This window comes from Saccharospirillum sp. (assembly GCF_040881935.1).
Lineage (GTDB): Bacteria > Pseudomonadota > Gammaproteobacteria > Pseudomonadales > Natronospirillaceae > Saccharospirillum.
Map to the genome: position 1 here is coordinate 25,357 of NZ_JBBECH010000092.1, position 26,823 is coordinate 52,179.

Sequence of the window (26,823 nt, forward strand, 5' to 3'; positions counted from 1 at the left end):
CATATTCAGCTATAGCATAGCCAGTGCTACAGTCGGTGCATCATCAATGATGGAGACACCGGCATGATTGAATCCAAAACCCAGGTCATCATTATCGGGGGCGGCCCAAGCGGCATGTTGCTGTCGGTGCTGTTGCACCGCGAAGGTATTGATAACGTCGTGCTGGAACGCTCCGGTCGCGACCACGTTCTGTCACGGGTGCGAGCCGGCGTACTGGAGTGGACCACCGTTGAGCTGTTACGGCGCGCGGGTGTAGGTGAGCGTATGGACCGCGAAGGCCACGTTCACAATGGCACCAAAGTCGCCTGGGGCGGCGAGCACACCATGCTGCTCGACATTCATACCCATGGCGGTCGCCACTTCATGGCCTACGGTCAAACCGCCATTACCGAAGACTTATACCAGGCAAAAGACAGCCAGGGCGGCATCACCCATCACAATGTGCAGAATGTCGAGCTGCATAACCTGACCGGAAAGCCCAGCGTTACCTATGAGATGGACGGCCAACAGCATCGCCTGAGTGGCGACTTCATTGCCGGTTGCGACGGTTTTCACGGGGTCTCACGCAACGCCATTCCGGCCTCGGTGCAGAAAAATTTCGAGAAAGTGTACCCCTTTGGCTGGCTCGGTATTTTGTCGGAAACACCTCCGCTGGAAGACATCTGGTACGTCCAGCACCCCGATGGTTTTGCCCTGGCCTCGCAACGCAACCCCATGCTCAGCCGCTATTATGTGCAATGCGACCTGCAAGACAGCGTTGAGGACTGGTCAGATGAACGCTTCTGGGACACCTTCCTGAAACGCTTACCGCCGCATCTGGCCGAGCAGGTGGTTACTGGGCCGTCCATTGAAAAATCGATCGCACCGCTGCGCAGCTTTGTCAGCGAACCGATGCGCTACGGTCAATTGTTTCTGGTCGGCGATGCCGCCCACATTGTGCCACCCACCGGTGCCAAGGGTCTGAACCTTGCCGTGTCCGATGTCTACTACCTGTGGCGGGCGCTGGTTGAGCGCTACCAGAACCAGTCCGACAGGCTCATCGACCGATACTCAGAAGCGGCGCTGCAACGCGTCTGGCATACCCAGCGCTTCAGTTGGTGGATCACCACCCTGCTGCATCGTTTTCCGGACCAGACCGACTACGACGTTCGCACCCGAATGGCCGAACTGCAGCATTTGATGGACTCACCGGTGGCTATGCATCATCTGGCCGAACAATACGGTGGCTTTCCCATCGAAGACTGGGGTTAAAGCACCAGTTGCACCACACCGAGACTGCTGGTGATCAACAACACCCAACCGAGGTACTGGTAAAATCGGGTTGCCTCGGTCTTCAACAGGCGAGCATGGAAGCGCATGCCGATCACGTGGCCAATGCCGGCAGCGGGCAGTAACCAGAGCTGATGGATCAATTGCAGGTCGACACCGAACCAGATGAAGGCGGTCAGCTTGATACACACCAGAATAAACCAGAGCACAAAGAGGGTGTCGCGTAACTGAAAGCGCGGAATTTTTTGCGACACCACGGCGATAATCAGTGGTGCACCCACCAAGGAAGTACCGCTGATGTAACCACCCAGCGCCAGAAACACCGCATCCAGCCATTTGCTGTTGCTGCGAAACGGCATGCGCAGAATGTAGGTAATGGAATACAACCCGACGATGACGAAAATAATGCCGCTCATCACCGCATCCGGCAGCGTCAGCAGACCAAAAACCCCAATCAGTTTCGGAATCAGCAGAATCAGGATAACGGTGCGCAAATAGCGCCAGTTGATCGACCCTTCCCGCACTTCACCATCACTGGCGGCTTGTGACTGACGATGACTCTGCCAAACCGTAAGCGACGAAAACACCAGCAGATGAATGGCAATAATTGGCAGAAACACTACCGGCCGGTCGCTGATCAGCAACAGAAACGGCAACGCCAGCGCCGCCCCGCCAAACCCCAGCCCGGAGCGCACGAAGCCGCTCCAGACAAAGGTCAGGAAAATACCAGTTAGTTGCAACCAGGATAAGTCAGCCACGGCAGGCTCCGTCGAATGGGGGAGCACAGTGTAACCGTCTGTCAAAAAATGTCAGCGGTGGAGCACGATGGGAGGGTATGGTGGTTAACGGCCTGAAAGTTTGACAGTGACGCATGTCAATCGTCTTCGGTTGAGGGTGACATCGCGCCGTTGGATCGATGGTTTGCCGACAGTTCAGTAGCCACACTGTCCGGCAATTTCTGGCGCACGGTGGCGCCCAGCTCTTCGAGTATTTCGACCTGACGCACCAGCGAACCACGCCCGTCGCGCAGCGTTTTCCAGGCGGTGTCGTAAGTGTTGCTGGCGGTGTTGATCTGGCCGCCGAGCTTTTCCATATGTACCGCGAAGGTGCGCAGTTTATCGTAGACCTTACCGGCCTGATCAAAGAGTTGTTTGGCGTTAACGTTCTGACGTTCCAGCGTCCACAAATTCGCCACGGTGCGCAGCGTCGCGAGCAAGGTGGTGGGCGTTACGACGACGATGTTTTGTTTGAAGCCATCGTTAAACAGCGCCGGGTCGGATTGAAAGGCAGCAACAAAGGCGGGCTCGATGGGCATGAACATCAGCACAAAGTCCGGCGAATTCAGGCCGTTCAGATGCGGGTAGTTTTTATCGCTTAAACTGCGGATGTGCTGACGCACGGCGGCGACGTGACGCTTCAGCGCCAACTCCCGTTCAAGTTCGGTGTCGGCAGCGACATACTGCTGGTAATCGTTCAGCGAGACTTTGCTGTCGATAATCAGGTGTTTGCCATCGGGTAGGTTGACCAGAAAATCCGGCCGTTTGTTCTGGCCATTGTCGTCTTTGAAACTGGCTTCGCGATCGTATTCCCGGCCGCGTTGCAAACCGGCGCTTTCCAGAATTTTCTCGGCCTGCATTTCACCCCAATTGCCCTGCAGTTTTTTATCGCCTTTCAGCGCCCGGGTCAGATCATCGGCCTGCTGATTCAACTGGGTATTCAAATCTTTGAGCTGAGTCAGCTGACTCATCAGCTCGCTGTGACCCCGCGTATCCTGGGTGTGAATGTCGTCAATACGCTTGCGAAACTCCTGAACCTGTTCGCGAAACGGAGTCAGCAAAGCGTTCAGGCTGGTTTGGTTCTGCTCACTGAAGCGTTTGCCTTTGGCTTCGAAAATCTCATTGGCCAATTGACTGAATTCAGCTTTCAGAGCATCGCGGGTATCGGTCAGTAATGCCACCTGTTCGCGGTGGTGTTTCTGTTCCGCCTGGTGTTGCGATTCAAGCCCCGCCAACCGGGTTTCGCGCTGTCGCAATTGCATCAAGAGCCGCTCGTTCTGAGCGTTAAGATCATTGAGCTGTGCGTCCAGTCGCTGCAGCTCAGAAGTTTGCCGGGCCACTTCAAACTCTGCCTGTTGGTGTTTGAACTCAGCATCAGCCAGTTGGGCCTCCAACAGACGGCGAGAGCGAATGGAAAAACCACCCACTACCAAGCCTCCGAGAGTGCACGACAGTGCAAGGCTGATCCAGACTTCCGGCAATTGCCACCACAGCATCGGGTGTTCCTTGTGTCAGACTCTATCAATACTTAATTTGGAGTTCGCTGCGAATTCAAGCAGCGGCTGCCGGGTGAATCCCTGTGGGGTAGTCCGCAGCAGGGACGCTGCGGTCTAGGCTCCATGGATGGATCTACGCCGACCCCACAGGGGTTCACCCGGTAGCCGCTGCGGGCCAACGCCACCCAGCCCAAACCCGAACTCCGCAACTTGAGTTACGCCCAACTACTGGTCTGTTTGCAGTTGGGATGAGACTGCTGATGAGTCAGGCAAACCCAACTCGCGCCAGCGTTCAAACCAGTGTCCCTGGGGAAGGGCCTCGAACGAATAATGACGGCCCTGCCAATCGAACGCCAGACGGTGTGCGTGCAGATACAATTTTTCGGCTTCGCTGCCGCCATAGCGTTTGTCGCCGATGATCGGGCTCGACAGGCTTTTCATTGCCACACGTAACTGATGCGTTTTGCCGGTTTGGGGTAGCAATGTATAACCGCGAATGCCGGGTGCGAGTGATACCGACGTGAAGCGGGTAATGGCCGGGTGTTCGCGGGAGCGCGCCAGCATCCACTGGCCGCGTCGGCTGCGCACCATATCGCCGATGACCGAGCCCTGCTTCTTGCTCGGTTTGTGATCGCTGACGGCGAGGTATTGCTTTTGAATCTGACGTTGCTGGAACTGCATGCTCAGCGCCCGGTTGGCGGCGGCGTTGCGCGCCATCAGCACCAGGCCGGTGGTCGGTTTGTCGAGCCGGTGTACCGGGAATACCTCGCCGCCGAGCTGGGCTCGCGCCCAGCGCAGCAGCCCCCAGCTATCTTCGGACTCCTGCACCGTCCACCCGGAGGGTTTGTCGAGCACGCAAAAGTGCGGATTACATTCGATAATGGCCGGTGGAATCACGTCCAGACACTCAGATCATCGTCGTTGACCGGCAGGTCATCGTTATGATGACACTGCAGGCGCAGTTTCATCAGGCGTTCGCCCCAGCGGGTGTTCTCGGCGGCGAGATCAATCTCGCTCAGGCGCCAGTCGCGGTGTTCCAGCCGAATAGTGAAGCCACGCTTGGCTTTCTCGAGCGTCCACAGCACCAGAGTGTTTTCCCAGTCCGGATCCCCCTGCACACACAGCCATTCCAGCGACTTGTCAGGCTCTTCCTCGACCACCTTTAGGGTCACCGGACTTTCCAGATCATCCGAGCTCAGTCGCCAGCAATCCCCACCAGCAATGCTGACAGTACCGTCCCACCAGGCTTGCAAGCCAAGCCGGGACGTCAGCATTTCCCAGATTCGGCTGGCTGGCGCATCGATAGTGATCTGATGAAGCAATGTAGCCATACCCACCCTCATCCGGCCGGAACCGGATTTCATGTTATCTAATCGTCAGCACTATTCTGACACGATTCGCCTGTTCAAGTCGCCCATCGCGAACTATGGTGGCTGGATGTTAATCGATTGCCAGCCCTTATGAATACACCCTGTCCACCCCTGACGCTGACGCCGGAGGCTTCGCTGAATCGCATGCCGGTCGTTATGACCGCACAGGATGAGCCGCGCCCTGCCCGGTACTGGGTATCAACACCGGCGCTGCTGTCTCTGATTCACCAGCACAACCCGGGTGATGAGCGCTCGGTTCGTCAGTTTCTGACCACCTTTGATGCCGGGGCCGACGCTGACCGGGCCATTCTGCAGACCTTCGCCGATCGGCTGGTCCGGGTCATTCGTACCGCTCAGACCGGCCAGGCCTGGGCCGAGGGGTCCGACTTCCAACGCGGTTATGCCCGCTACTGGCAAACCTGTGAAACCCTGGTTTTGGCGGGCGGTCTGACCAGCGGCGACTTTGGCCAGCAACTAGCACAGATTCTGGAAGCCGCCCTGGCCCCGCTGAACGTACTGGTGTCGCCCTGGGCCGGACAAACCGGGCTGGTCGGGCTGGCCCAGCACCATGGTTCAGCCGAGCCGCTGGTGGTTATGGATTTCGGGGCCACCGGCATCAAGCGCGGCCTGGCCTATCACCACGGTAACCGCATCGTGCCACTGCCGGAGTTAACCGTGGACCACTGGCTCGACGATCAGGGCTTGTTCAGAGGAGAGGCATTTCGGGCCGTACTGAAAAATACGCGCGAGCACCTGGACGGGCGCTTGCCGGTGGCTATTAGCCTGGCTTGCTATCTGAACGAGGGTCACCCGCACGACTACCACTCCGGCGTCTACCACCGGTTAATTGACGATTGTGATCACCTGGCCACCACTCTGCATCAGCGGTGGTTGCCCGGTGCAGGCTTCTCGGGACTGGCCTTGCTCGAACACGACAGCACCGCCGCGGCACTCGCTTTCCGGTTTTCAAAGCCAGCCATGATGGTGACCCTGGGCACGGGCCTGGGCGTTGGTATTTGCCCGCGGCATGGGGGCGTTTAGAACAACACCAAACACTCACAAAAGACCCACTCATGGCGGGTTTGGTTATAATATTTTGCGGTGGTCCAGGGGGCTATTAACTGAATGCACCGATAAGGTGATAGGGTGGGTGTACTGAGTGGCCACTCCGGTGATGGCAAAACTGCCAGAGTGGATGGAAGACTCTAATCGAAGCCACCCACATAAAGGGCTTAAGATGAAGTCGCCTTGGGAGTACCAGGCTGGCCTTGTATCAAATGAAAGAGGCAGTGTTCGGTTTAGTGGGGACAGCTACAGTTATACATCTCCGATCATTCAGCATAGTCGAACTAATGCGCGTTGATTGTTTTTAACGCAGAGAACGAAGTGCCGAAGTGATTTGGTCGCATGGAATATTCCGGGTAGTGACTCCAAAAGAAACACGAATAGCACCAGCAATTCGTTCTGGTGCTAACCCCATGGCTGTCAAAACATGCGAAGGTGTATAGCTGCTAGAAGTACATGCAGAGCCATTTGACACAGCAACAATTCCCTTAAGCTTCACCATAGCGGCTTCGGAGTTTATATTCGGGATTGAAAAATTCAGTACATAAGGCGAAGTATTCTCACCATTTATTTGGACATCAAACTCAAGCATGCTGTCCATCAACTCTTGTTTCAACGTGGACGCATGTGCCAACCAGTGCTCTGCCTGTTTGATTGCGATTTCACAAGCCAAACCAAATCCGGCGATCAGGGGTGTTGCCAGTGTCCCAGGGCGCAAACCTTTTTCTTGCCCACCACCAAAGTATATTGGCTTTAGGGGTGGTTTAACAAACCCCCGCCGGCGCATAATCAAAGCACCAACGCCCTTTGGTGCATAAAGCTTGTGACCGCTGGCACTTATGAGGTCGATACGCGGATTATTTAGATCAAAAGGAAACTTGCCAAAGCTCTGCGCAGCATCGACATGCAAATAAGCCGGGTGATCAGCTAGCAATGAACATATCGGCTCTATCGGCTGAATAACACCTGTCTCGTTGTTGATATGCATGATAGAGACCAGCAGGGTATCGTCCCTCAATGATGCCTGCAATTGCTTAAGGTCAACTTGTCCATCCGCTTGTGCATCTAAATAAGTAACCTCAAAGCCTTGCTTCTCCAGCCATTCTATTGGTTCTAAAACTGCCTTGTGTTCGAGCTTACTGGTTATAATATGCTTTTTTGCATTCTTTTGGGCAAAATCCTGCAGCCCAAGAATAGCAATGTTATTACTCTCGGTAGCACCACTGGTGAATATAACCTCAGCTTTATCTGCAGCCACAACTTGTGCAACCTGCGATCTCGCTATCTCTACACCGCGCTTAGCGGCAACACCGTACTCATGGGTACGGCTACCGGCATTACCAAACTCTTCCACCATGAGCTTGTATACCAAATCTGCCACCTCTGGCAGAACAGGTGTGGTAGCGCTGAAGTCGAGGTAAATCGTCATAAAAGTCGTCGTCAGTCAGGTCGTAAAGTGAAGACATCTGGTTATTTACCTGCTACTATACACCACCCGTATGTACATACAACCGGATATTTTGTACAAACAATAGGCTAAATCAGTAGGCAGATACACATGAGCACCATTACATCTGGCACGTCATTTCCAGCTATTCGAGGGCTCCAGGCCGGTGCTGAATACTATATTGTCATGTGCTCGCTAAAAAGACTACGCAAAGTCTTCACTTTCGATGAAAGCAGCCTACCGGTTGGAGCTCGCGCACAACGGACTCTAAACCTTGAACGCATCCCGGAAATCACCAACTACATTCTATCACAGCGCGATGGCTATGCTTTCTCAGCAATTACAGCATGTATAGATGGGGCAAGCGCATTTTCTCCAATTGGGAAAGGCACGCATGAAGCCAATATTGGTACTCTAACCATTGATGCCGACGCAGAAGTCTATATTACAGATGGACAACACCGTAATGCAGCCATTTTGGAAGCACTAAAGCAAGATCCAACATTAGCGGATGAAAGTATTTCAGTCGTGTTCTTTGCAGACAAAACTCTGGAGGAACGGCAAAGGATTTTCAAAGATCTTAACCTTTATCCAAAAAAGGCCGACCGCTCGTTAGGGATCACTTACGATAACAAGCCAACAGCATTACTGACCAAAGAACTTATTTACTCAAGTCCAGTTTTCTTGAAGCTGATTGACCTGGAAAGAAATAACCTGGGGCCACGATCCAAAAAACTACTTACACACAGCGCTTTCAATAAAGCAACGCGTGAGCTATTCGACAAAGTTACTGCCGAAAACCATCAGGAGCTTAGTATAGTTGCAGCTCAATATTGGCAAGCCGTCTATCAATCGATGCGCGAATGGCAGTTCGTTTTTGAAGATAAAGTCTCCTCTGGTGATGCAAGAAAACACTCTGTGAATGTGCATTCAGTTACCCTTCAAGCCCTTGGTATCGTAGGAAAACAGCTACTCAAATTGCCTGATTGGCAGCACAAGCTAAGTGCTCTTGCTCAAATCAATTGGGATCGCAGTAACAAAGCTGACTGGGAAGGACGATGCATGGTTAATGGCGAAATGAGCAACAACTCCAGCCGGGCAAAAGCAACAGCTGTCAGAATTAAGCGACTACTCAAATTACCTCTATCCGCCAAAGAACAGGCGGATGAACTTAAGCTAACAGGTGCCAACCATGAACAGTGAACAAGCCGTTCAAGTTTACTCCGCCTTTACTGAGCAAGGTTTAAAACAAACCATTGAGCGTGCCATTATGCATGTCAAAGAACTCTACTTAAAAGATCAAGTTCCATGGGTTATCGGCTACAGTGGCGGTAAGGACTCAACGGCGGTTCTTCAACTGGTCTGGCACGCTTTAAAGCAGTTAAAAGCAGAAGGAAAGTGCTATAAAGATGTGCATGTCATCAGCACCGATACCCTGGTAGAAAATCCTTTTGTTTCTATGTGGGTAGAAAAGTCCCTTGAGCGAATGAAAGAGGCGACGGAGCAACAAGGTCTCCCCATTCACCCACATAGACTGACACCTGCAGTCAAGGATCGCTTTTGGGTCAACCTGATAGGAAAGGGCTACCCAGCACCTCGTTATAAATTCCGTTGGTGTACTGACCGCCTTAAAATAGCCCCATCGAATACCTTTATCAATAGCCTGGTCGATAAACGTGGTGAAGCCATCCTGGTGCTTGGCACAAGAAAAGCAGAAAGCCATGCACGGGCCACATCGATGGAACATTATGAAAGCATTGAAACTAATACTCGAAGCGCTGATGGCTTGACCGCGAATGGGTCCTTGGATCGAGTCTGGGTCTATACTCCTATTGCTGACTGGACCAATGATGACGTCTGGGTATACCTAAACTCTGTAGCTAATCCGTGGAACTTTCCGAATCAGGATTTGATGGGTATGTACCAAGGCGCAACTGAAGGCGGTGAATGTCCACTGGTTGTTGATAAAAGCACCCAAAGTTGCGGCGATAGTCGCTTTGGGTGTTATGTCTGCACCATGGTCTCTGAAGATAAGTCCATGGCCGCCATGATTGCCAATGATGACGAAAAAGACTGGATGTACCCTCTGCTCGCCCTTCGCAATGAAATCGATGTCAATGATGCCAGCCGCGATAAGAAATTAGACAAATTGCGCCGTGACAAATCGCGCCGTGACTTCAGGCGTATGAACGGTAAACTGACCGTCCACATCTCTAAGCATGGAGCAGATATCGTCCCCGGCCCCTACATTCAGAGCTTCCGCGAAGAATTGCTGGAAAAAGTCCTGCGAGCGCAAGTTGCTGTGCAAGAAATGGGGCCACCGGAAGTAAAAACACTGGAATTACTACCATTAGAAGAATTGGAAGAAATCCGACGTATTTGGCTTGAGGAAAAACTGGAAGTAGAGGACAACTTACCGGCCATCTACGAAAAAGTCATAGCTAAAGCATATCCCGGTGAACGCAGAGCCCATCACCCGATTTTGAACAAATCAGTGATGGATAAGCTAAAGTCTTTTTGTGCCACTCAAGATGACGCCGACGGTTTGATGTATCAACAGGTTCGGGCTGTTATGTCCATTGCGAATAAACACAAGAACCAACTTCGTCGCGCTAACCTTGCAACCGAACTAGATGAAAGCCTGGAAAAAGGAGCATTTACCTCAATGGAAGAAGCTAAGGTTTTTGCGCTTGAACGAAAAAGGCACGAACTACAAATTCAGTATGACAACTCCCCAAACTTAATCGAATCCGAAAAAGAAAGCATTGCTCAGCAAATAGCAATCATTACTCGCTCCATCAAAGAGCAAGGCTATAGCTCATTGCTGATCGAAACAGTGGAAGTCAGCGATGATATTTGAACACCTAAAAATTAAAAACTTTGGCATTTACCAAGGTGAGCACAGCATTGATTTAGAAGTCAGTCAACATCAAACGGTGATCTTACTTGGTGCCTTAAACGGTGGTGGCAAGACTACCTTTTTGGATGCGATTCAATTGGTACTTTACGGCAAGCATGCTAAGTGTTCGAGTCGGGCAGGTACTGTCTATGGCTCATTTTTGGCCAGCTGCAAAAATCGGTTTGCCGCCAAAGACGCGGAAGTGATGTTGAACCTGACGTTTTTGCACCGCACAGAGAACCATGTACGCCGTTATGATATTGAGCGCAGATGGGCTGTGAAGGGAACAGAAGCCAAGGACAAGGTAAGTGTAGCGGTTGACAACCAACATGATGAGCATCTTAGCCAATACTGGGATGAATTCGTCAATGAATTTATACCGCTTAGCTTATCTGATCTTTTCTTTTTTGATGGCGAGAAGATTGAGAATATGGCTCATCCGCAGCGCTCATCTGAGTTGGTGAAAACCGGCATTGAGAGCTTACTGGGTTTGGATCTGCTTTCCCAACTGCAAATCGACTTAGCTCAGGTCGACAAAAAGCGGCGGGCCAGCAATGTAGACCAGAGCGTTATGGCTAGAGTTGAGGCCTGTGAAAATGAAATGGGGCAGCATAACGTAGTCATTTCCGATCTGAAGAAAGAGTTGGCGGAAATCGAGCAACAACTTGGCGCTACCAATATTGCGATTAGCCAAGCGCGGCAGGCAGTGCGAAATAGCGGCGCACACCTGATTGAAAAACGGGATAGCTTAAAATTTGAGCTTGGTGCAGTAGAAGCTAAGCTTAAACTCAATAAAGCGGAACAAATAAAGTTGGCTGGAGGTGTCGGTCCATTGGGTTTGGTTCAAGATTTAATTGAGCAGACCAAGTCACAAATATGCCTTGAAACTAAAGCCAAACAGGCACAAATGTTGGATCAAGCCATTAGTACTTATGATCAACATATTCTAAACGCTTTAGACGCAAGTGCAGCATCACAAAAGACGTTTCTACATATTCGTAGTACCATGAAAAAACAAGCCGAAACTCGTCAGCAGCTCGCGCAGGTAGAGTGTTACCTTAATACCGACCTAGGTATTTTTATTGGCCTGGATGAACGCATCGCCAAAGAAGAAAAACAACGCCTACGCTTGGAAAAGGATGAAGTAAAACTTCTTGAACAACAGGCTCTGTTTCAGAAACAGATAGATACTATCCCGGCTTATGACACAGTGCAGCATCTGCTGAAAGAGCTTGCCGAACTTGAAGCAACCTTCAAAAATATGCATACCTTGCAAAAACATAAACAGCAGCAATTAGACCAGGCTGTTGCCAAAAGCCATGTTATATCACAGCGCTACACCAATCTCTTAGCACAGCAGAATAAAGATACCTTTGAGCAAAAGCGAACCATCGAGGTCAGCGCGCACATCAAAAAGCTAAAAGCAACATTGCAGGGGTTTGCCGAGCAGCTAGTCAGTGAGAATATCGAGCACTTACAAAGCTTGGTAAAGCAAAAATTTGATGCTTTGGGGCGTAAGTCTCAGCTGATCAGTGATCTAAAAATTTGCCCTACCAGTTTTTCCATCACGCTATATGACTCTATTGGTAGTACATTGGAGCCAGCTAAGTTATCTGCAGGTGAGCGCCAATTACTTGCTATTGCGATTTTGTGGGGCTTAGCAGAAGCATCAGGAAAAGAGTTGCCAACAGTGATAGATACCCCCTTAGGGCGCTTGGATGGTAAGCACCGTAAAAATCTAGTTGTAAACTACTTCCCCAAGGCTGGCCCGCAGGTGATTCTGCTTTCGACCGATGAAGAAATCGTTGGTGATTACTACAAGAAGCTAAAGCCACATATCGCCCGCGAGTATCAAATCAGCTACAACGAAAAAACCAAAACATCCGGCTTTAACGAAGGGTACTTCTGATTATGCAAGGCATTGACACTATTCGTTTATCAGAAAAGCAAAAGCAGCAGCTGATTATCCTAAAACGTAAAACCGGCATTGAAAACTGGAACGTGCTCTGCCGCTGGGCACTCTGCATGTCGCTGGCAGACCCAACAATACCACCGAAGGAAGATATTCCTTCGGATAGTAATGTGGAAATGACTTTCAAGACCTTTGCAGGTGAATATGCTGAGGTCTATTTCACCCTTTTGAAAGAGTCGTACCGCAAATTCACCAAAGGCACTGGAGAAATAGAACTATCGACCTTCGTAAAAATTCATTTGAATAGAGGAATAAACCTCTATAATAAATCCCTGTGAAGATCAGTTATGACGCATACAATGATTCTGCAGATTTTTCGGGATAGAGCCGACTAGCTAAATGTTTTCTATTAGAGAATGTATCGCCGGTATCTAAGTGGCTGTGCCTGTATGAGATATAGAAAATAGACATTGACACAACTGTCGCTGATCGTTTCCAGCACGACAAATGGCTCCGTATTTTCACGTATCAGACGTTACTTAGGCCCAGAAGCCGTCTTTACCGGTAAGGTCTTAGCAGTCATTCAGGATTTACAGTACGGCTTCCATATCAAAGGCTGGCTTGTTCATATGTCATCTTAGTTTTGTGTCGAATAATGAAATGACAAATAATTCAGAACACTACACGTAGTATCAATACATCAAATTGATTTTGGAAAATTAATTTCGCGCAAAGTAAGTCGTTTTTAGGAAAAGGTTAGAGATAATTTATAATTTGACTAAATGTCGGTTTTCTAGAAGATACGAATAAATTAGGTCTAAAAAATTTTCATTGAAATTAGTAATACTTCTGAACGACAACAATAGAGAGCTGATCTTTTCTTCTTGTTCAAATAGATTTTTAAGGCTATCAAGGACTTCTCTAGCATCATCAATTTTCAAATAGACATAACCATGTGCAAACTTACATTCATTCCGGAGCTCATTCAAACGCGTAATAGTATCAACTTCTTTATCTGTAAAAGATCTAACCGGTTTTGACATATTCATATAGTCTTTTAAATAATTGTACTTGTCACCAACAACCTCACCGTCAGAATTTATAGTTAGCATTTGCTCATCTACTAGCCAAGCTATTAAAAGTGTTTCAACAGCTCTATGCATAAAAACTGTTGCTTGAGTAGGGTCTTTCTGGGCTAGTAATAACTCCGTTCTGGAAAAGAAATACGCTGAAATAAAAAAGAGCTTATCAGCAACTTTTAAGCTTGCATAACCTTCAAATAGTGACTTGATTTTCTCAATTTTCTCATAATAGACTTTTTCAATAATTGACAAACCATACGGCGAAAGAGAAATTGCACTAGCATTATCAACCGTTATAGATAGCGGTGACTCAAGCCAATTGACACCATGCGCATGAGGAAAACACAAATCAATAATTTCCGCAAGATCATTAAATCGTTCGAATAGTTTTTTAAATGATGTGTATACGGATGAATTTAAGTAACCCTTTATCGTAAAGTTGTCAAGCCCACGAGAGAAACCTGGATAAATAGAATTTTGGTTATGTCTTAGTATAAGCTCTAAAAGTTTCTGATTAGAATTCAAATTACACTGATATTTCTTTGACAAAACCGACATAGCAAAGTCAACATCTTCATTTGCCAAAGAAGAATCAGCCAAAAAGTAAACATGACTTGGCGAACTATCAAAACAATCCTCCCTGTAGAATTCCGAAAAATCCGACTCTAGGTTCTTCGGTACAAGCATTATGTGCGAGCCGCTAGTAGAGTTCCCATCCCAATAAGATATAGTATTAATCATCGTTCAGATGGAATCACGTCAATTTCGATTACATTAGATAGAAGCACAAGTCTTTGATTGAGCTGCTCTTTAGACCATTGGTTCAAGAGCTCTGCAATTTGCTCATTATCACCTCTTGCCTCGCAATCTGCGAGCTCTCGCCGAAAAGAGCTGGGGTAATCTTTTACTTTCCAATTCTGAAGATTGTCTTTATGAATCACATCCCTTAAAACTTCGATAAATGAATTCTTTGAGCGGGTAAGTCTATCTATTACTTTATCAAAGTCATGATTGGTATCATGCCTACTTTCTAAGTATTCTTTGATTTTTTTTAACGAATCACCTGATAGAATAGTCATCATTAGTAAATGATACCAACTATCCTTTCCCATTATAGTCGTGTTGGGCTTTGCCCCTTTGTAAAGAGTATTTTGATTATAAATCCTAGACTTAGAAAAAACCTGCCTTCTTTCATCAAAACAGACTTCTTCTAACGAGTTTATGTACATCCTCGTATAATCTTCTACATTGTCGAGAAAATGGTGACTTACACACATTAAATCAGCCCATGCTCTTAAATATGCTTGGTTAAATACAAGCCTAGTGTAGTTTTCTGCATGCTCATTTGCATATATATATTTGTAAAAGCTATTACTTGCACTAACAGTCTCATCCGAATGCATCTTTTTATCAACATCGCCAAATCGGCGCATAATATCAATAAAGCTACTATATCCCGGCTGAGATTTTTGAGACCTTTCGTAGCAATCAGATATGGCTGCATTATAACTTGATATTTTCTTTTTAAAGACAGAAGGCTCAGTAAAAAGAATATCAAGGCTTGGTACAACCCTCTGCTCAAGAATATTATATAATGCGTCTTTTTGCTTGTAACTGAAATGGTCTTCTCTAATATCATAAACGCTCAGCTCAGGGTCATAGAATTCTGTCTTGTCCTCTGTCAGCCTAAGGATTTTGTCCAAGTTAGAGCTTTTTCGACTTTCAAATACAGATACTCTTAGAGACTCTGCTAACATTGATACTGTGGTTATAGAGTGAGCTCTATTTACTCTTCTGGATTGCGAATCAGATCTTTGGTTCCATTCCATAAACTGTAGTTTACTGTAAAGAGAATCTTGACGTTCCTTTTTCCACATGTTGGCGAGGCTACGTACTGTTTGGGATGCTAAACTATTGTCATTTAGCAAGTCTAGATAATGCCCACTAACTTGCTTACCCTTGTTATTGATTGTTACAAACATATTTCTAAGAGTGTCTAATATATCTTCCGGCCCGTTTTCAGCCATTGCCTTTGGGGAGAAACAAATGCATACCGGCAAAGTAATGAAATCTTTTTGTTCATTGTGCCGTCTTATGTATTCCTCTACTGCTTTCAAACGGTGCTGACCATCAATTACAACTAACTTAACATTCTTTGAGTCGCCGCGAAGCTTCACAGCATTTTTATATATAGTTATATTTCCGTAGTAATCAGATTTATAGTAATCAATACCCTGGTCGATCACTGGCATCTCTACTTCAAAGTATCTATCCCAACGTTTTTTAAATACTTTTACAGGTTTTTCTTCATCTATCAATTCACGTGACTTTCTATATTTATGAACTGGTTTATCGTCATCTGAGAAAGATACTAGCGAAACTATTAATGGAGGGAAAAATAGCGCCCTATTCAAATCGTCTTCTAAATATTGTCCAACAATTTCCTCATTCACCCTTTTCTCATCAATTTCTCTTTGCACCATCTCATCGAAATTGACTTGGCTAAATTGGAATGCATCAGCTGCAACTTGCAAAGTTTTAATCTCTTTATAATTCATACTACAAAGCATATAGTTTACTTCAAAACTATTTTTCGTATGAAAAGAACCAAAACTGCCCATAATCGTGAAGTCGAAATTAGGCTCCGCCAATTCAGCTTCTAACAGTGAGTCCAGTATATCCATTATAAATATCCCTCTAAATTCGTTAATTAGCGATCTATAAAAGCATCTGAATCAATTGTATACATTTCATAAGCCTGAGAAACACTCACGCCGAGATGATTTTTTATCAATAGTTCACTTAGTTTTTCTGCATCTATTAGGATAACTTTCATAAGTTGTGCTCTAGATGCTTCCTCTATAGCTAGGCGAGTAAATGAAGACGAAGTGATAAATACTCCTTTACTGGCACCTTGAGTATTCATAGCACCAATAAACTTTTGTATATCGCTTTGACTAATAGCAGAGTCGACTTTATATCGTTTCGCTTGGATATAAACTTTGTCTAAGCCAAGCTGATCTAGGTATATTACTCCGTCAATTCCTTTGTCGTTTGGCCCACCAGTATGCAAACCCGACTTTTTACTATCCCAACCATAGCCCATTTTTTGCAGAAGCTTAATAACAAGTTTTTCAAAAAATCCATAATCAGCTTTGTATATAAAATCCATCATCTGATTCTTGATTTGGCTTAAATGCTCTTTGTGCTTAGAATCAATAATCTCTTCAGGTAAGCGATCTGGACGCTCAACATCACTTTTCTTTATTGGCTGTGCTTTACCATCCCATATAAAATACTTTGCTGCTTTACCTTTTTCGCCGTCTGAGTAAAAATGTTTCGTCGGGCTGGCTGACGGAAAGTCAAGACCTACACAATGCTGCCTAAGCTTGCTGCGAACTACTTGCTTCGGGTCAATCGCGCCGAATTCATAGAGTTTGGTTTTTACGATTTCATCGTATATTTTTTCAAACTCTAATCCATTTGGATAACGACGCAATACTTCCTTTATAGCTTCTACTATCGTCATTTCAGAAGCTCCCAAAACGCCTTATCTCGCATTTTTGTTAGCGTTTTTTTACCATCGATATACAAGCTGTAGTGCTTTTCCAACTTACGGATGGTTTCCATCAAATTCTCTTGCTCGCCTTTATCATCCACGTTAAAAATTGCCTTGATATCGGCATTGCGTATCTCGGCCACGCGGTGAATAACCCAGGTGAGGATGTACGAAGCGTAATTATTCTCACCGGTTTTAAAGTGAGTAATATCTTGTGTGGATAGCACCATACCTACCCCATACTCACGCCCTTCTTTTAAAATTTTGCGCAGACTGCTGAAGTTCTGCGACATAAAGTTATCGGCTTCATCAACTAGTATCATCTTAGTGATTTGGCGGTAGTCGCCCTCCACATCAGGCTTGCCCCGTTTTTGCATTTGTGAGTAGAACAAGTCTAAAGTAAGCGCCACCACCAAATTTTGGATCTCTGGCGGATATCCCGCCAATTCAATTACGGTAATTCCCGATGTGAGCTCATACAGGCTGGTCATATTTTCTGGAATGGACTCGAAGATTTTAAAACGCGCTAGCTTGGACAAAGCCGCATAGAGCGAATCTTCTTCCACTTTTTCCTGAGCCATAAACAGCGCCCAGATATCCTCAATGGTTGGTGCTGGTTTTTGCCAGGTGGAAGCGTCTTCAGGGCTGATACCAGCAGCTGAGTACGCTTCGAGGATTAGGTTTTCCAGCTTTAACTGTTGCTTTGGCCCTAGACCATAGGCTTTGGCCATGGTTTCCGAGAAACCAGCTGCTGTATGGATTGGCAGCATGGGAGTATCGCCAAACAAGCTTAACGGATTATAAGGCAGCTTAAACAGCTTGTATTTTTTGGCCTGTGTCGCCGAAATAAAGGCGTCGTCTACATAGTCGGATTTGTAATCAAAAACCAGCATACCAATCGGCGCGCTGTTAACGTTGTTGTGTTGATTACGGAAAAGCTGAGTAATCATCGCTTTGGTGAACTGGGTTTTCCCGGTACCCATAGTGCCAATAATGCCGGTATTGGTATTCATGAAGCGGGCAGTATTTGTTGGCTCCCAGTAAAGTGGCTGATCCGTTCGCGCATCGTTTCCGAACAAAACTTGCAACTGCCCATCGCTGGTTTTCTCAATCGGAAGGGGAGTCTTCTCCGGTTGCTCATCGCTACTTACTGAAGGGGCGTTCAACGGGCCGGCTGGCTCCGCTACTTGTCGTAACTCAGCTCCCACCGATCCCTGGTACCCTGCTGCTTTGCCTTGTGGTTGCAATAGATACTGGCCTGGAACCCGAAACAACGTTTCGCTGCTTGCTGTAGCTAACATCTCTTTTAATGGCTTTCGAATTAGATCACCCATCCAACCACTTGGTAATTCAATCTTCAGAATATCCTGCTCTTCGCTATAGTTAGCATCAAAGAAAGTACCATCTTCGACGTTAACGAACAGGAATCCTTTCGGATAATCGTCCAGCTCGGCTAGCTGATACTCACCTTTCAACCACCATTCTCTGTGTTCGACCAGGTCATCAAAATAGTTATCCTCGTACAAGTTATACAACTTGTACTTCTCTACTTGCATCAACACCTGACGGGCAAATAGCCCACGATACAACAAGCCTGCGAGGTCTTGCTTGCCAAGCAGGTCTTCAGTAAGGTAACGCTTTAACTCCAGCGCTTGCAAAAAGCCTTTACTGTGGGTTTGTCGCTTACCCGTTTTCACCTCTACCGGTAGCAAATAGAGCTTATCGCCCTTAAAGCCTGCAAAGAGCACATCATCTGAAATTGGACCTTGCTTGTGGCCATGGATAGTGCGGGAAAAATCCGACTCACTAATTTTGAGGCCAATATTGCCAGCCACCCGGATCATCTCTGCCACGGATATAGGTACCCAGGTGATATCGGAATGCGCCAGCAAAGCATTGACGTACTTATAAGCCCCTATGATACCGCGCTTGGCTTTACGCTCTGTATCACGATCTGTGATCATTTTAAGTAACCACTCTCCATTGAAAGCATTGAACTCTTCAATGTGGCCACCTTGTTCATCACGCTCCAATACCTTTCGGTAAAGATCGGTTTGCTTTGTCACCGTGATGGCATCGTAGTTGGTAGAATTGGTGTAGTTATCGGAGTAATGGATTAAAACCACGTCCTTTGTAGAGTCGAAAAAATCCAGAGTCACTTTGGGGTCGATAATGCAGGTCCAAATTGATGAGTCGTAAGAGCGCTCCAGCAATTTACGGAACCCATCGCTCACCGCCAACGCGGATGACTTTGCCGGCCCATGCTGTTCATTAACTTTATTGGCAGGCTTCACCAGGCGATTGTAATGCAGCGCAAGCTGTAGATGAGGCAACTCTTGAGTAGCTACCCCTTTTAAACCAAACGCAGTGAAGTAGCTATCTTGCTTGTTAGCTGCTGCTTCGCCCGCTATCAAACCATTGCACACGACCCCACTTAGCTCTTGTACCGGATCAACATCGGTTCTTTCTACCCGTTGATTGTTACGGAAGAAACTAATGTGCGCATACTGCTGCTCGTCTACATTGTTATTCTCATATTTGCTGTAAGTTAGCCGGGTTCGCAGTAAATCCACTACCAAGTCGGCATAATCCTTTGCTTTGCCTTTATTCAGCTCGTAGCGCTGTTTGAGCTCTTCGTGTTTGCCCATGTCAGCAAAACGATCGAACTCGTTGTAAACCAGAGCATCATCGTACAAATAAACATGGATGTAAGGCACTTTATCTTTTAGAATTTTTACTAGATCAACCAGCCCCATAAAGAGATCGTGATTGTCATAACCATTGACTGAGTTTATAAGCAGCTTCGCCTTAGGACCACTGCTAAATAGCATGCTAAAAGCTTTTTGGAACTCAGCAACCTTTTCTGCCACTAGCTTTCTGACATAACTAAAACTGGTATCTTGCTGGGGAACCAGTTGTAACCAAAAGCTATTCTCGCGATCAGTTTGCACATAGCTAAACTCGTACTTCGCATGGTACAAAAACGGAATCAGCCCCTGGGGGTTGAGACGCTCTTTTGTAATGCGTGGTATACTGGAAAAGCTTTGTGCATACTCCTTATCGTTCAGCATCTGCTCAGACAGATACAGATAATAAGCTAAAACCATAGGGTGCAAAGGGGTTATGTACTCATCTCCCTCAAATACTGCAAAACCAATCTGCATCAACTTCTTTTGCGACTTACTCAATAAATCATTGTCTGCAATAGCCTGTATCGCCTGAGTGAAAGCTTCGACAACTGCTCTTACCAAAAAAACGTACTGCTGATCCCAACCACAAAGCGATGGTAAAGAGCGACGCTGTTTCAGCTCATGCAGCAGGGCAGCATAGGCAGATTGTAGTTCGTCAAAATCTGATAGTGAGGCCAAGTCCAGGCTACGCTCTGACTCATCATGTCGATAGAGTAACTGCGCTTCGATTAATTCATGTTCCCATTGCAATAGTGTCAGCCTACGCCCTTTGGGTGCTACCTCTTGATTATCGATAATTATCTTATTTTTCGCACGATTAAAAGCACCATAAAAGCTGCGATCAAACAAACGTGAATAACGTTCAATATCCAAGAGCAAAGGCAGACTTAGGACATCGGTCGCAACGGCTCCTTCTATTTCAAAATCCAACGTGTAACTGTTTGTTTTAACCGCAAATCCTATCTCAGCCGACTCATTTGCCATCGTCTCAAAGTTAATGCAGCCAATTTCCTCTGTTGAAAATACCTGTCCAAGTTGCTCTAACTCTTCTTTAGCAAAATTATCGGATATCACCAAGTTGTTGTCATCGGTTTGAAGTAGCAACCGTTTTTGTTTAACCTGCACCAGAAAACTATGCGCGATATTCTTAAGCGGAAAATCTGAATGTGGTAAAATGACTACTTTAAAACCAAAGGTTTCTGCCGTTTTTTCACGATTTATTTTGATAAAACAAAACACTGGGGCCGTGATATCGGTGCAACTAAATTTGACCCGACTACGTTTACCACCTGCATTATTAATGCCAGTAAGCTGAACTTTGTTTTCTGACGCATCTCTAATTTCAACTTGTTTTTTTTCGACGGCGTCGCCTATAAATACCAGCTCAAAATCCGCAGCCAGCTCACCTTCATGTAAGGCTAAAATAAGATGACGTTCGCGTTTTCCGGCTTTGGTAGCTGCCTTATCACGTGGTGTCAAATCAACCGTCAGGCCACATTCTTCCGCTTCAAGGCTTAAGCCGGGCTTGCGGTTTTTCTTCTGCTCTTCGAAGCATGCGCCTAGCTCAAGTGCCGCTTGCCACTTATTCGGCTCGGAAAAGTGCTCCTCAATAAACTTTTCACCAAAATCCAGTTCACCCAGCTTTTCAACCAATTCCCCGGGGAAGCGTTCGGTAATTTCTGAAATACGGCGGTGCAGATGCTGATTTTCTTCCAATCGCTTTTGAATTTGCTCTTTTTGGTTCTCATAGCGAATCAGGTCACTATCTAGCAGCAAATCCAGTTCATGAAAACGCAAGTCACCATTTAAAATTGCACCATATAGTTTGCTAAACCCAAAAACAGTGCCACCATTGTCGATGATTTGTTCATACACCAGGTCCAGCAAGGTCTCGGAAACAATCCGTTGCGGGTCGTTCAGGTTAATCAACTTTTTTAACTGCTGTTTCAGTGCAAGCGGATGCCAAACCTTTCCTGATTGAGCCAAGTCCTCCGCAGAGTTGACCAGTGTATCCAGCATGCTGTTGTGTACAATCAATAAGGCCGTTCTTTTAAATTCACCTTGCTGAGCCGCAACCAAGTCACGCAACCTGGAAATATAGTTTTCGGTAAAACCATGATCGTTATCAGCATGAAGGACTGGGATTAAACGTACAGCGTTCAACTCAATGTAAGGCAGAACAGTTGTCATATCAGAAAAGCTTGCTGTTTGCCTTGCCAACAAAGCCTCAATTAAAGCTTCGCTATTCTGATTATCCGGTGATTTAAACTGGTAACGAAAGCCGGCTTTCAGTTCACGCTTACCCCACGCAATAAATTGTGAAGCAAGAAAGACTTCAAACTGTTTTTCTGACATAGACAGCATCCCCACTATCACTCATGCGCTCAACATTGCCAATACGCTCATAAAATTGCACAACTTCAGCCTGACTCTGCTTGTCGAAGAATACGCCTCGCTGGTTAAAGCCTCGGATTACCTCGTTAAGCCGAAGTGACTCTTTGTTGCCAATCACTAAGTTGGTTAAAAGCAATAGGTAATCCTGATTTAGCACCAGAACTGACCCAGCAGCCCCTCGTTGCTGAATGAAATCTGCGCAAAGATGCTTCAGTGTTGCTTTGGCAAAATTGCTGTTGATATCGTCTTTGTCTTTATTGCCTGTTCTAAACTGCTCCATTGATAGCTTTAAGACTTGACCTAAGGCAGCCATTGGAGAGTCTTTATCGCTAAGAAACTGATGCTTCAAGGCACGCTCGATCTTAAAGGTTTGAGCAAATGCGTTTAACTGATCTTTAGCCCGATCGACTTCCTTTATACCCTGCGCAAGCTGCCAAAGAGGCACAATCTCCTCATGCCCAGACTGCAGCATTTCAGACATGGTAAGGTAAGGAAAAATATGATGCGCATGCTTGTAAAGTTGCTTGTAGCCAGCTTCCTTTAGATAGTGCCGTTCTGCACTCGCCTTTTCAGTGTCCAAAATCATGTAATTGGCACATGGCTTTGGCTCACCCTCAGACCACTTCAAGAGGTTATGGGCCAGTTGACTCGCATAAAGAAAACCGTAAAGCCGTAAAAAACTTTCAAAGCAATCCAACAAGTAACTAGGCTTGGTGCCGAGAAAGGCTAAATCTTGCTTAAAGCTGTTTGTTAAAAACGGTAAAAATGGTACTTCTGTGGCTTTGTGACTATTTTTACTGGCTTTAACTTTTAACGACTGAGTATTAAGCACATCGAACAATATTTTCTCAATAAAATTCAACCGCATCGGGTTAAAGCCAACCATTACCTGCCCCCCCATCAGGTGAACAAACATATCTCCGATACGCTGGTTATGTTTGTTTTCCTCGGTTTCTCCTGCTCTAAACAGCAAAAACTCTGGTGCCACTTCTAGAATGCTGCGCGAATCAAAGTACATGGTTTTAATAACTGGCCAAAATGACGGATCATCTAGTCGCTTTTTAAACTCAACTTCACAGAGGCTTTGATATGCTGGTAGATCATTCAGTGCCAACTCTTTTTGGTAGAACTCGCCAATGACCATCCCAAGAACGCTATTCCAATCTGGATCCTTTCGTTCATCCTTGGTGCGTAAAGGGAAAAACCGATTCAGTCGGTTCTTGGTTACTTCTAGGTTCGCACTGAGATTCATCCTTATCCCCCACTCACTTCTAACTCACTACCATCACCTTCGGGGTCATGAGCCCGATAGCGTGTCATGTCACGTAGCACAAAGAGTGTTTTTGTTTTACCAGCAATTTCGTGCAGCTCCTCAACTAGCTCATCCAGTAAAACAACGGCATTTTTATCATGCTTATTGGGTTGGTAGCCCTCACAAATTCGATAAAGCAACCCAAGCAGGTTAATGTTAATAGCTATTTTCTTTAAAGGTTGTTCTGCGACTCTTAGCCATACATGGAAGTAACCTACATGTTCAGGCTCTTGCTGAGCAGCCAACTTGATTGCTGCATTATCTTGCTTCACATCCACCTGTGCTGCGATGTGAAAGCCACCTCGTGTGGCCAGCAATAATTCATCTTTGCTAAGTTGGGGCGCATTACGATTGTTGTATTTGCTAACTGCTGTTAGGAGAACATCACGATAGAAAACTCGCAATTCTTGCTTGGCTTCAGCTGTCTCTGGTGCCCGATGCAAACGCCAAATTGTCGCGTATTTATCTAATAATGTGTCACTAAAGTCGATGCGAAAACGATGGTGATAATTGTTACCAATGTCCTCGTACTGCAAGAGATAGAAAAGCCGAATCATGCTTTCAGGTGAGCGGAACCGCCTTAAATCAAAGCCCAAATCCTTGAGAGTTACCTTAAACTCTTCAAACGCATCTTCTTCTATTCCAAGTTTATAACTAAGAATAAATTGGTCGAGTTGCTTAGTTCGTAATAGCGCGGGATCGAAGTCCGCTATTTTGGCTACAATCTCACTTTCATTGCAGGTAAAGAGGTTTTCAGACAAATAGCCATCGCCTGAGAACAAGTGGTAAATAAAATCCAACAAAGATCTTGCAGTAAGAAACTGATCCCGTATCAAACGAGCTTTTAGCAAAGACTCCACCACGATACGCTGCACGGAAGGGATGGAAAGCAAATCAAAATTCTTACAGAGCGGTGCATCAGGTTGGTCAGCAACCTTTTCTTTGTCGTAATACTGACGAATTATGTTGTCGTTTTCTGCTGTAATACGATGCAACAGTTGCTCCGTAAATCTAGAGCTGTAATAGTGTTCAGCCAGTTTAAACTTGGGGTACTGTTCAAAATCCAAGAAGATGAACTCGTCTTGCTGCTTAGACTTACGCAGAAAGCTCCTAATAGCGGCTTTGAAGCGTTCCTGCCCTCCTTCCTCAGAGTAATTACCAAGCATGCCGATATTGATTCCGACCACGAGCGACCTTGAACCTTGCTCATAATCCGTAAATACTTTATTCAATCGCTCTATGGCGGTTTCTTTTGGGCTAAAACTATGGGTAGCATCAAGATGAAAATGGGCTTGGTGCTGAAATTGGTTTTGGTAGCGTGTTAAGATTTCGGATTTACCATCACCACTGCTGCCGCACAAGAAGATAACTTTTTTCTCGGAAGATGATAGCGACTTGAGGTGGTCATAAAAATCTTGCTCAATGTCGGTTCGGACGTAGAGATAATCTTTGATTGAATCCAGTGCGTCAGATTTTTCAAGCTGGCGCTCTGTTTTGACCGCATATGGCGAGGACTTAGAGAGAACTCGTAAAGCATCACGAAGCCGTATCATGTTTTACTACCCTGCTGACTTTAAGCGGTTTTGATACCGCTCCGTGGCGAACATTAATTTGAGCACCGTACCATATCAGGGACTTTGGGCAAGGGTCAAAATTTAGAGGCCAAGGTATCATGATTTGGAAGACTTGGGCACGATATGGCAACAACATAGTCACCAGGCGCAGTAAGCCACTTAATCTTGACATAAGTATTTGATTTCATTGGCAAGTTCGAGAGGATAGGCTCGGATGCCTCCTGCACCCAACCGCTGCGCGGTGCTGGCGTGATTCCAGACGCAACCGGCGTTTTCGCGAACTTGATAGTGCTTCATACCCAACACACACGCCAGAACCGAGTAGGAGGAAGCCTTGCAGCCCCTGTTCTTTCACACCACCGTACATACGGTTCCGTATACGGCGTTTCCGAGTTAGCGCTTGAACCGCTTTACGCTGTCCAACATCGAAAACAACCCGCGCCGGTCAAAGAGCTTCTTTTGCAGAGCCGCGTTTATTTGCAACGGCCCACCGCTCAACCAGGGTCCTCGACCGTTAGTGGCGCTCTTTCGTCCGTCAAGTCCATGCGTATCATGCGATCCGCATGGGTGGACGACCGTTTCCGCTGACGTTACAGGATTAACAACAGGCAACGTCGGATCCAGCTCCTCTTCCGAGCGTAGCTAGCCCGCCAACCGATAGTGGTGTGCCCAGCTTCTATGGATCAGTGCCAGGCGCCCAATCGATTTACCGATCGCGGTGGCCTCGAGCCGGTTAAGCACCTTCTTGAGGCGCGCCTTGAACCGCTTTCGGTTGACCTCCAGGATCTTCAGTCGCGGATGTAACGAACCAGCACGCTCCTCAGCACGTCGTGGTTTACCCGGTCGATGAACAGCGCCAGGTCGATGTCCACCACCCAGCGATGGCCGTCACTGAAATGTCGCTAGATGTTGGCCATGACCGCCTGATGGGTGCTTCGTCCCTGCTGGAGGCCGTAGCTGGCGTCCGAGAAGGTCGGTTACAGCAAGGGGCTGAGGATCTAATGCTGGGCTTGCTGGATCAGGCGGTCCTGGACCGTCGGAATGCCCAACTAGGCGGGTCCCGCCCTTGGGCTTGGGGATCGTCACCTGGCGGACCGGGTGCGGTAGATAGGTGCTGGCCAGCAGTTAGTCTTTCAGCGTTGGCCAGTGGGTCAAGTGGTCTTTAAGGGCGTCCACCGGCATGCTGTTCACGCCCGGGGCTCCCTTATTGCCGACCACTCGTTGGTAAGCGCGTCTCAGGTTCGACGGTTCGAGTACCGCCTCCATCAACGCCATCGGTTCCGCGTTCGTCCACGAGCAGGACGTCTGGGTCACTTGTTCGCGCACCCGTTCCGACTCCGGATACGCTACGGTGCCTCCCCGGTGTGCTTGTTGCAGCCCAACAGCATCTGCGTTCATCTGCGCCTCATACGTACCTGTCTCCTACTAACGGTTCTCTCGGTTCAGCCCTTCGGTGATCGGTGGTCCCCTACTATGGCTTCGGCTGACTCCTGACCCTCCATCCCCACCCCTCGCGAGGTAAGTAGCACAGTGGCAGAGGGTCAGGCCTCCCGGGGTAAGATGCGTGAACTTCACACTTATGCCCGCCGCATCTACGTTAATAGCATTCGTGACAAGTATTGGGCCTTGGCAGTCATGGCTACCTTACCCGCTATCAACGCCTTCTAGGCGGTTCCTGTTCGTCGGGCCAGTGTTTTGCCTTCCGCTTCCTTCAGATTTCACCTCGCGGTGAACACCCTTGCTGTTAGCTAGTGATTCCCCTTACCAGGCTCACAGGGGACTTGCACCCCTAAGTCATTCAGCCAGCACCACCTGAACTGAAACAGCACCTCTCGGTGCTACGCACACCACAAAAAAGCCCGCACGGAGGCGGGCCTGGATTCATTACAGTAGGGTCTCAGTCGAGACGATTACTGCAGCATAGCCTGCACCCGCTCCATCAGTTCCGGGTTCTGGCTCATCTGCTGGGCAATCTGGT

The 26,823-nt window shown here is 47.1% G+C and carries 18 protein-coding genes; 6 read left to right on the plus strand and 12 right to left on the minus strand.

Annotated elements, in window-relative coordinates:
* Positions 1–63 precede the first annotated feature (63 nt).
* Positions 64–1,251, plus strand: a complete 1,188-nt coding sequence (gene pobA, locus WEB54_RS16980) for a 4-hydroxybenzoate 3-monooxygenase (protein WP_368055202.1) — start codon at positions 64–66, stop codon at positions 1,249–1,251.
* Here the strand turns inward: pobA and WEB54_RS16985 are convergent.
* From WEB54_RS16985 to WEB54_RS17000, 4 genes are all read right to left on the minus strand, one after another.
* A complete protein-coding gene (locus WEB54_RS16985; RefSeq protein ID WP_368056782.1) occupies positions 1,248–2,027 on the minus strand; it encodes a TSUP family transporter in 780 nt (259 codons plus the stop codon). The two genes, pobA and WEB54_RS16985, sit on opposite strands and share 4 nt — an antisense overlap.
* A 116-nt stretch (positions 2,028–2,143) precedes the next feature.
* Entirely contained in the window at positions 2,144–3,541 is a 1,398-nt protein-coding gene (rmuC, locus tag WEB54_RS16990) for a DNA recombination protein RmuC (protein WP_368055204.1), read from the minus strand.
* 225 nt (positions 3,542–3,766) lie between these two features.
* Positions 3,767–4,438, minus strand: a complete 672-nt coding sequence (locus WEB54_RS16995) for a pseudouridine synthase (protein WP_368055206.1) — start codon at positions 4,436–4,438, stop codon at positions 3,767–3,769.
* Positions 4,435–4,872 (minus strand): SRPBCC domain-containing protein, encoded by a 438-nt coding sequence (locus WEB54_RS17000; protein ID WP_368055208.1) that lies wholly within the window; start codon positions 4,870–4,872, stop codon positions 4,435–4,437. The genes WEB54_RS16995 and WEB54_RS17000 overlap by 4 nt, the downstream gene beginning before the upstream one ends.
* A 129-nt stretch (positions 4,873–5,001) precedes the next feature.
* Here WEB54_RS17000 and WEB54_RS17005 point away from each other — a divergent pair, with 129 nt between their 5' ends.
* Positions 5,002–5,952, plus strand: a complete 951-nt coding sequence (locus WEB54_RS17005; protein WP_368055210.1) for a hypothetical protein — start codon at positions 5,002–5,004, stop codon at positions 5,950–5,952.
* A 328-nt stretch (positions 5,953–6,280) separates the two neighbouring features.
* On the opposite strand, the gene dndA is transcribed toward WEB54_RS17005, so the two are convergent.
* On the minus strand, positions 6,281–7,405 hold the full coding sequence (gene dndA, locus WEB54_RS17010; protein ID WP_368056783.1) for a cysteine desulfurase DndA: 1,125 nt from the start codon (positions 7,403–7,405) through the stop codon (positions 6,281–6,283).
* A gap of 129 nt (positions 7,406–7,534) precedes the next feature.
* On the opposite strand from dndA, the gene dndB reads away from it, so the two are divergent.
* From dndB to dndE, 4 genes are read left to right on the plus strand one after another with little or no spacing between them, the layout of a single operon-like run.
* Complete coding sequence (dndB, locus tag WEB54_RS17015; RefSeq protein ID WP_368056784.1) at positions 7,535–8,626, plus strand: DNA sulfur modification protein DndB; 1,092 nt, start codon at positions 7,535–7,537, stop codon at positions 8,624–8,626.
* Positions 8,616–10,283 (plus strand): DNA phosphorothioation system sulfurtransferase DndC, encoded by a 1,668-nt coding sequence (dndC, locus tag WEB54_RS17020; protein WP_368056785.1) that lies wholly within the window; start codon positions 8,616–8,618, stop codon positions 10,281–10,283. The genes dndB and dndC overlap by 11 nt, the downstream gene beginning before the upstream one ends.
* Entirely contained in the window at positions 10,273–12,231 is a 1,959-nt protein-coding gene (gene dndD, locus WEB54_RS17025) for a DNA sulfur modification protein DndD (RefSeq protein WP_368056786.1), read from the plus strand. The genes dndC and dndD overlap by 11 nt, the downstream gene beginning before the upstream one ends.
* A 2-nt stretch (positions 12,232–12,233) precedes the next feature.
* On the plus strand, positions 12,234–12,572 hold the full coding sequence (gene dndE, locus WEB54_RS17030) for a DNA sulfur modification protein DndE (protein ID WP_368056787.1): 339 nt from the start codon (positions 12,234–12,236) through the stop codon (positions 12,570–12,572).
* 429 nt (positions 12,573–13,001) lie between these two features.
* Here the strand turns inward: dndE and WEB54_RS17035 are convergent, their stop codons facing one another.
* The 7 genes from WEB54_RS17035 to WEB54_RS17065 form a co-directional block, all read right to left on the minus strand.
* Positions 13,002–13,916 carry a hypothetical protein gene (locus tag WEB54_RS17035; RefSeq protein ID WP_368056788.1) on the minus strand — a complete coding sequence of 305 codons (915 nt, stop codon included), beginning with the start codon at positions 13,914–13,916 and terminating at the stop codon, positions 13,002–13,004.
* A 137-nt stretch (positions 13,917–14,053) separates the two neighbouring features.
* Positions 14,054–16,000: a DNA sulfur modification protein DndB gene (locus WEB54_RS17040; protein ID WP_368056789.1), complete on the minus strand. Its 1,947-nt coding sequence runs from the start codon at positions 15,998–16,000 to the stop codon at positions 14,054–14,056.
* A 26-nt stretch (positions 16,001–16,026) separates the two neighbouring features.
* Positions 16,027–16,845, minus strand: coding sequence for a restriction endonuclease (locus tag WEB54_RS17045; RefSeq protein ID WP_368056790.1), 819 nt, complete (start codon positions 16,843–16,845; stop codon positions 16,027–16,029).
* Positions 16,842–21,920 carry a DNA phosphorothioation-dependent restriction protein DptH gene (gene dptH, locus WEB54_RS17050; protein WP_368056791.1) on the minus strand — a complete coding sequence of 1,693 codons (5,079 nt, stop codon included), beginning with the start codon at positions 21,918–21,920 and terminating at the stop codon, positions 16,842–16,844. Before dptH ends, WEB54_RS17045 begins: the two co-directional genes overlap by 4 nt.
* Positions 21,901–23,211 carry a DNA phosphorothioation-dependent restriction protein DptG gene (gene dptG, locus WEB54_RS17055; protein ID WP_368056792.1) on the minus strand — a complete coding sequence of 437 codons (1,311 nt, stop codon included), beginning with the start codon at positions 23,209–23,211 and terminating at the stop codon, positions 21,901–21,903. Before dptG ends, dptH begins: the two co-directional genes overlap by 20 nt.
* 2 nt (positions 23,212–23,213) lie before the next feature.
* The gene (gene dptF / locus WEB54_RS17060; protein WP_368056793.1) at positions 23,214–24,824 is read right to left on the minus strand and encodes a DNA phosphorothioation-dependent restriction protein DptF; all 1,611 of its coding nucleotides are present in this window, start codon (positions 24,822–24,824) and stop codon (positions 23,214–23,216) included.
* Between the two features lie 1,146 nt (positions 24,825–25,970).
* The gene (locus WEB54_RS17065) at positions 25,971–26,243 is read right to left on the minus strand and encodes a hypothetical protein (RefSeq protein WP_368056794.1); all 273 of its coding nucleotides are present in this window, start codon (positions 26,241–26,243) and stop codon (positions 25,971–25,973) included.
* Positions 26,244–26,823 lie beyond the last annotated feature (580 nt).

Bases quoted from the DNA above. Each gene is read 5' to 3' on its own strand.
- pobA (WP_368055202.1), top strand. From the start codon at position 64: ATGATTGAATCCAAAACCCAGGTCATCATTATCGGGGGCGGCCCAAGC.
- rmuC (WP_368055204.1), bottom strand. From the start codon at position 3,541: ATGCTGTGGTGGCAATTGCCGGAAGTCTGGATCAGCCTTGCACTGTCG.
- WEB54_RS17000 (WP_368055208.1), bottom strand. From the start codon at position 4,872: ATGGCTACATTGCTTCATCAGATCACTATCGATGCGCCAGCCAGCCGA.
- WEB54_RS17005 (WP_368055210.1), top strand. From the start codon at position 5,002: ATGAATACACCCTGTCCACCCCTGACGCTGACGCCGGAGGCTTCGCTG.
- dndA (WP_368056783.1), bottom strand. From the start codon at position 7,405: ATGACGATTTACCTCGACTTCAGCGCTACCACACCTGTTCTGCCAGAG.
- dndB (WP_368056784.1), top strand. From the start codon at position 7,535: ATGAGCACCATTACATCTGGCACGTCATTTCCAGCTATTCGAGGGCTC.
- dndC (WP_368056785.1), top strand. From the start codon at position 8,616: ATGAACAGTGAACAAGCCGTTCAAGTTTACTCCGCCTTTACTGAGCAA.
- dndD (WP_368056786.1), top strand. From the start codon at position 10,273: ATGATATTTGAACACCTAAAAATTAAAAACTTTGGCATTTACCAAGGT.
- dndE (WP_368056787.1), top strand. From the start codon at position 12,234: ATGCAAGGCATTGACACTATTCGTTTATCAGAAAAGCAAAAGCAGCAG.
- WEB54_RS17040 (WP_368056789.1), bottom strand. From the start codon at position 16,000: ATGGATATACTGGACTCACTGTTAGAAGCTGAATTGGCGGAGCCTAAT.
- WEB54_RS17045 (WP_368056790.1), bottom strand. From the start codon at position 16,845: ATGACGATAGTAGAAGCTATAAAGGAAGTATTGCGTCGTTATCCAAAT.
- dptH (WP_368056791.1), bottom strand. From the start codon at position 21,920: ATGTCAGAAAAACAGTTTGAAGTCTTTCTTGCTTCACAATTTATTGCG.
- dptG (WP_368056792.1), bottom strand. From the start codon at position 23,211: ATGAATCTCAGTGCGAACCTAGAAGTAACCAAGAACCGACTGAATCGG.
- dptF (WP_368056793.1), bottom strand. From the start codon at position 24,824: ATGATACGGCTTCGTGATGCTTTACGAGTTCTCTCTAAGTCCTCGCCA.
- WEB54_RS17065 (WP_368056794.1), bottom strand. From the start codon at position 26,243: ATGAACGCAGATGCTGTTGGGCTGCAACAAGCACACCGGGGAGGCACC.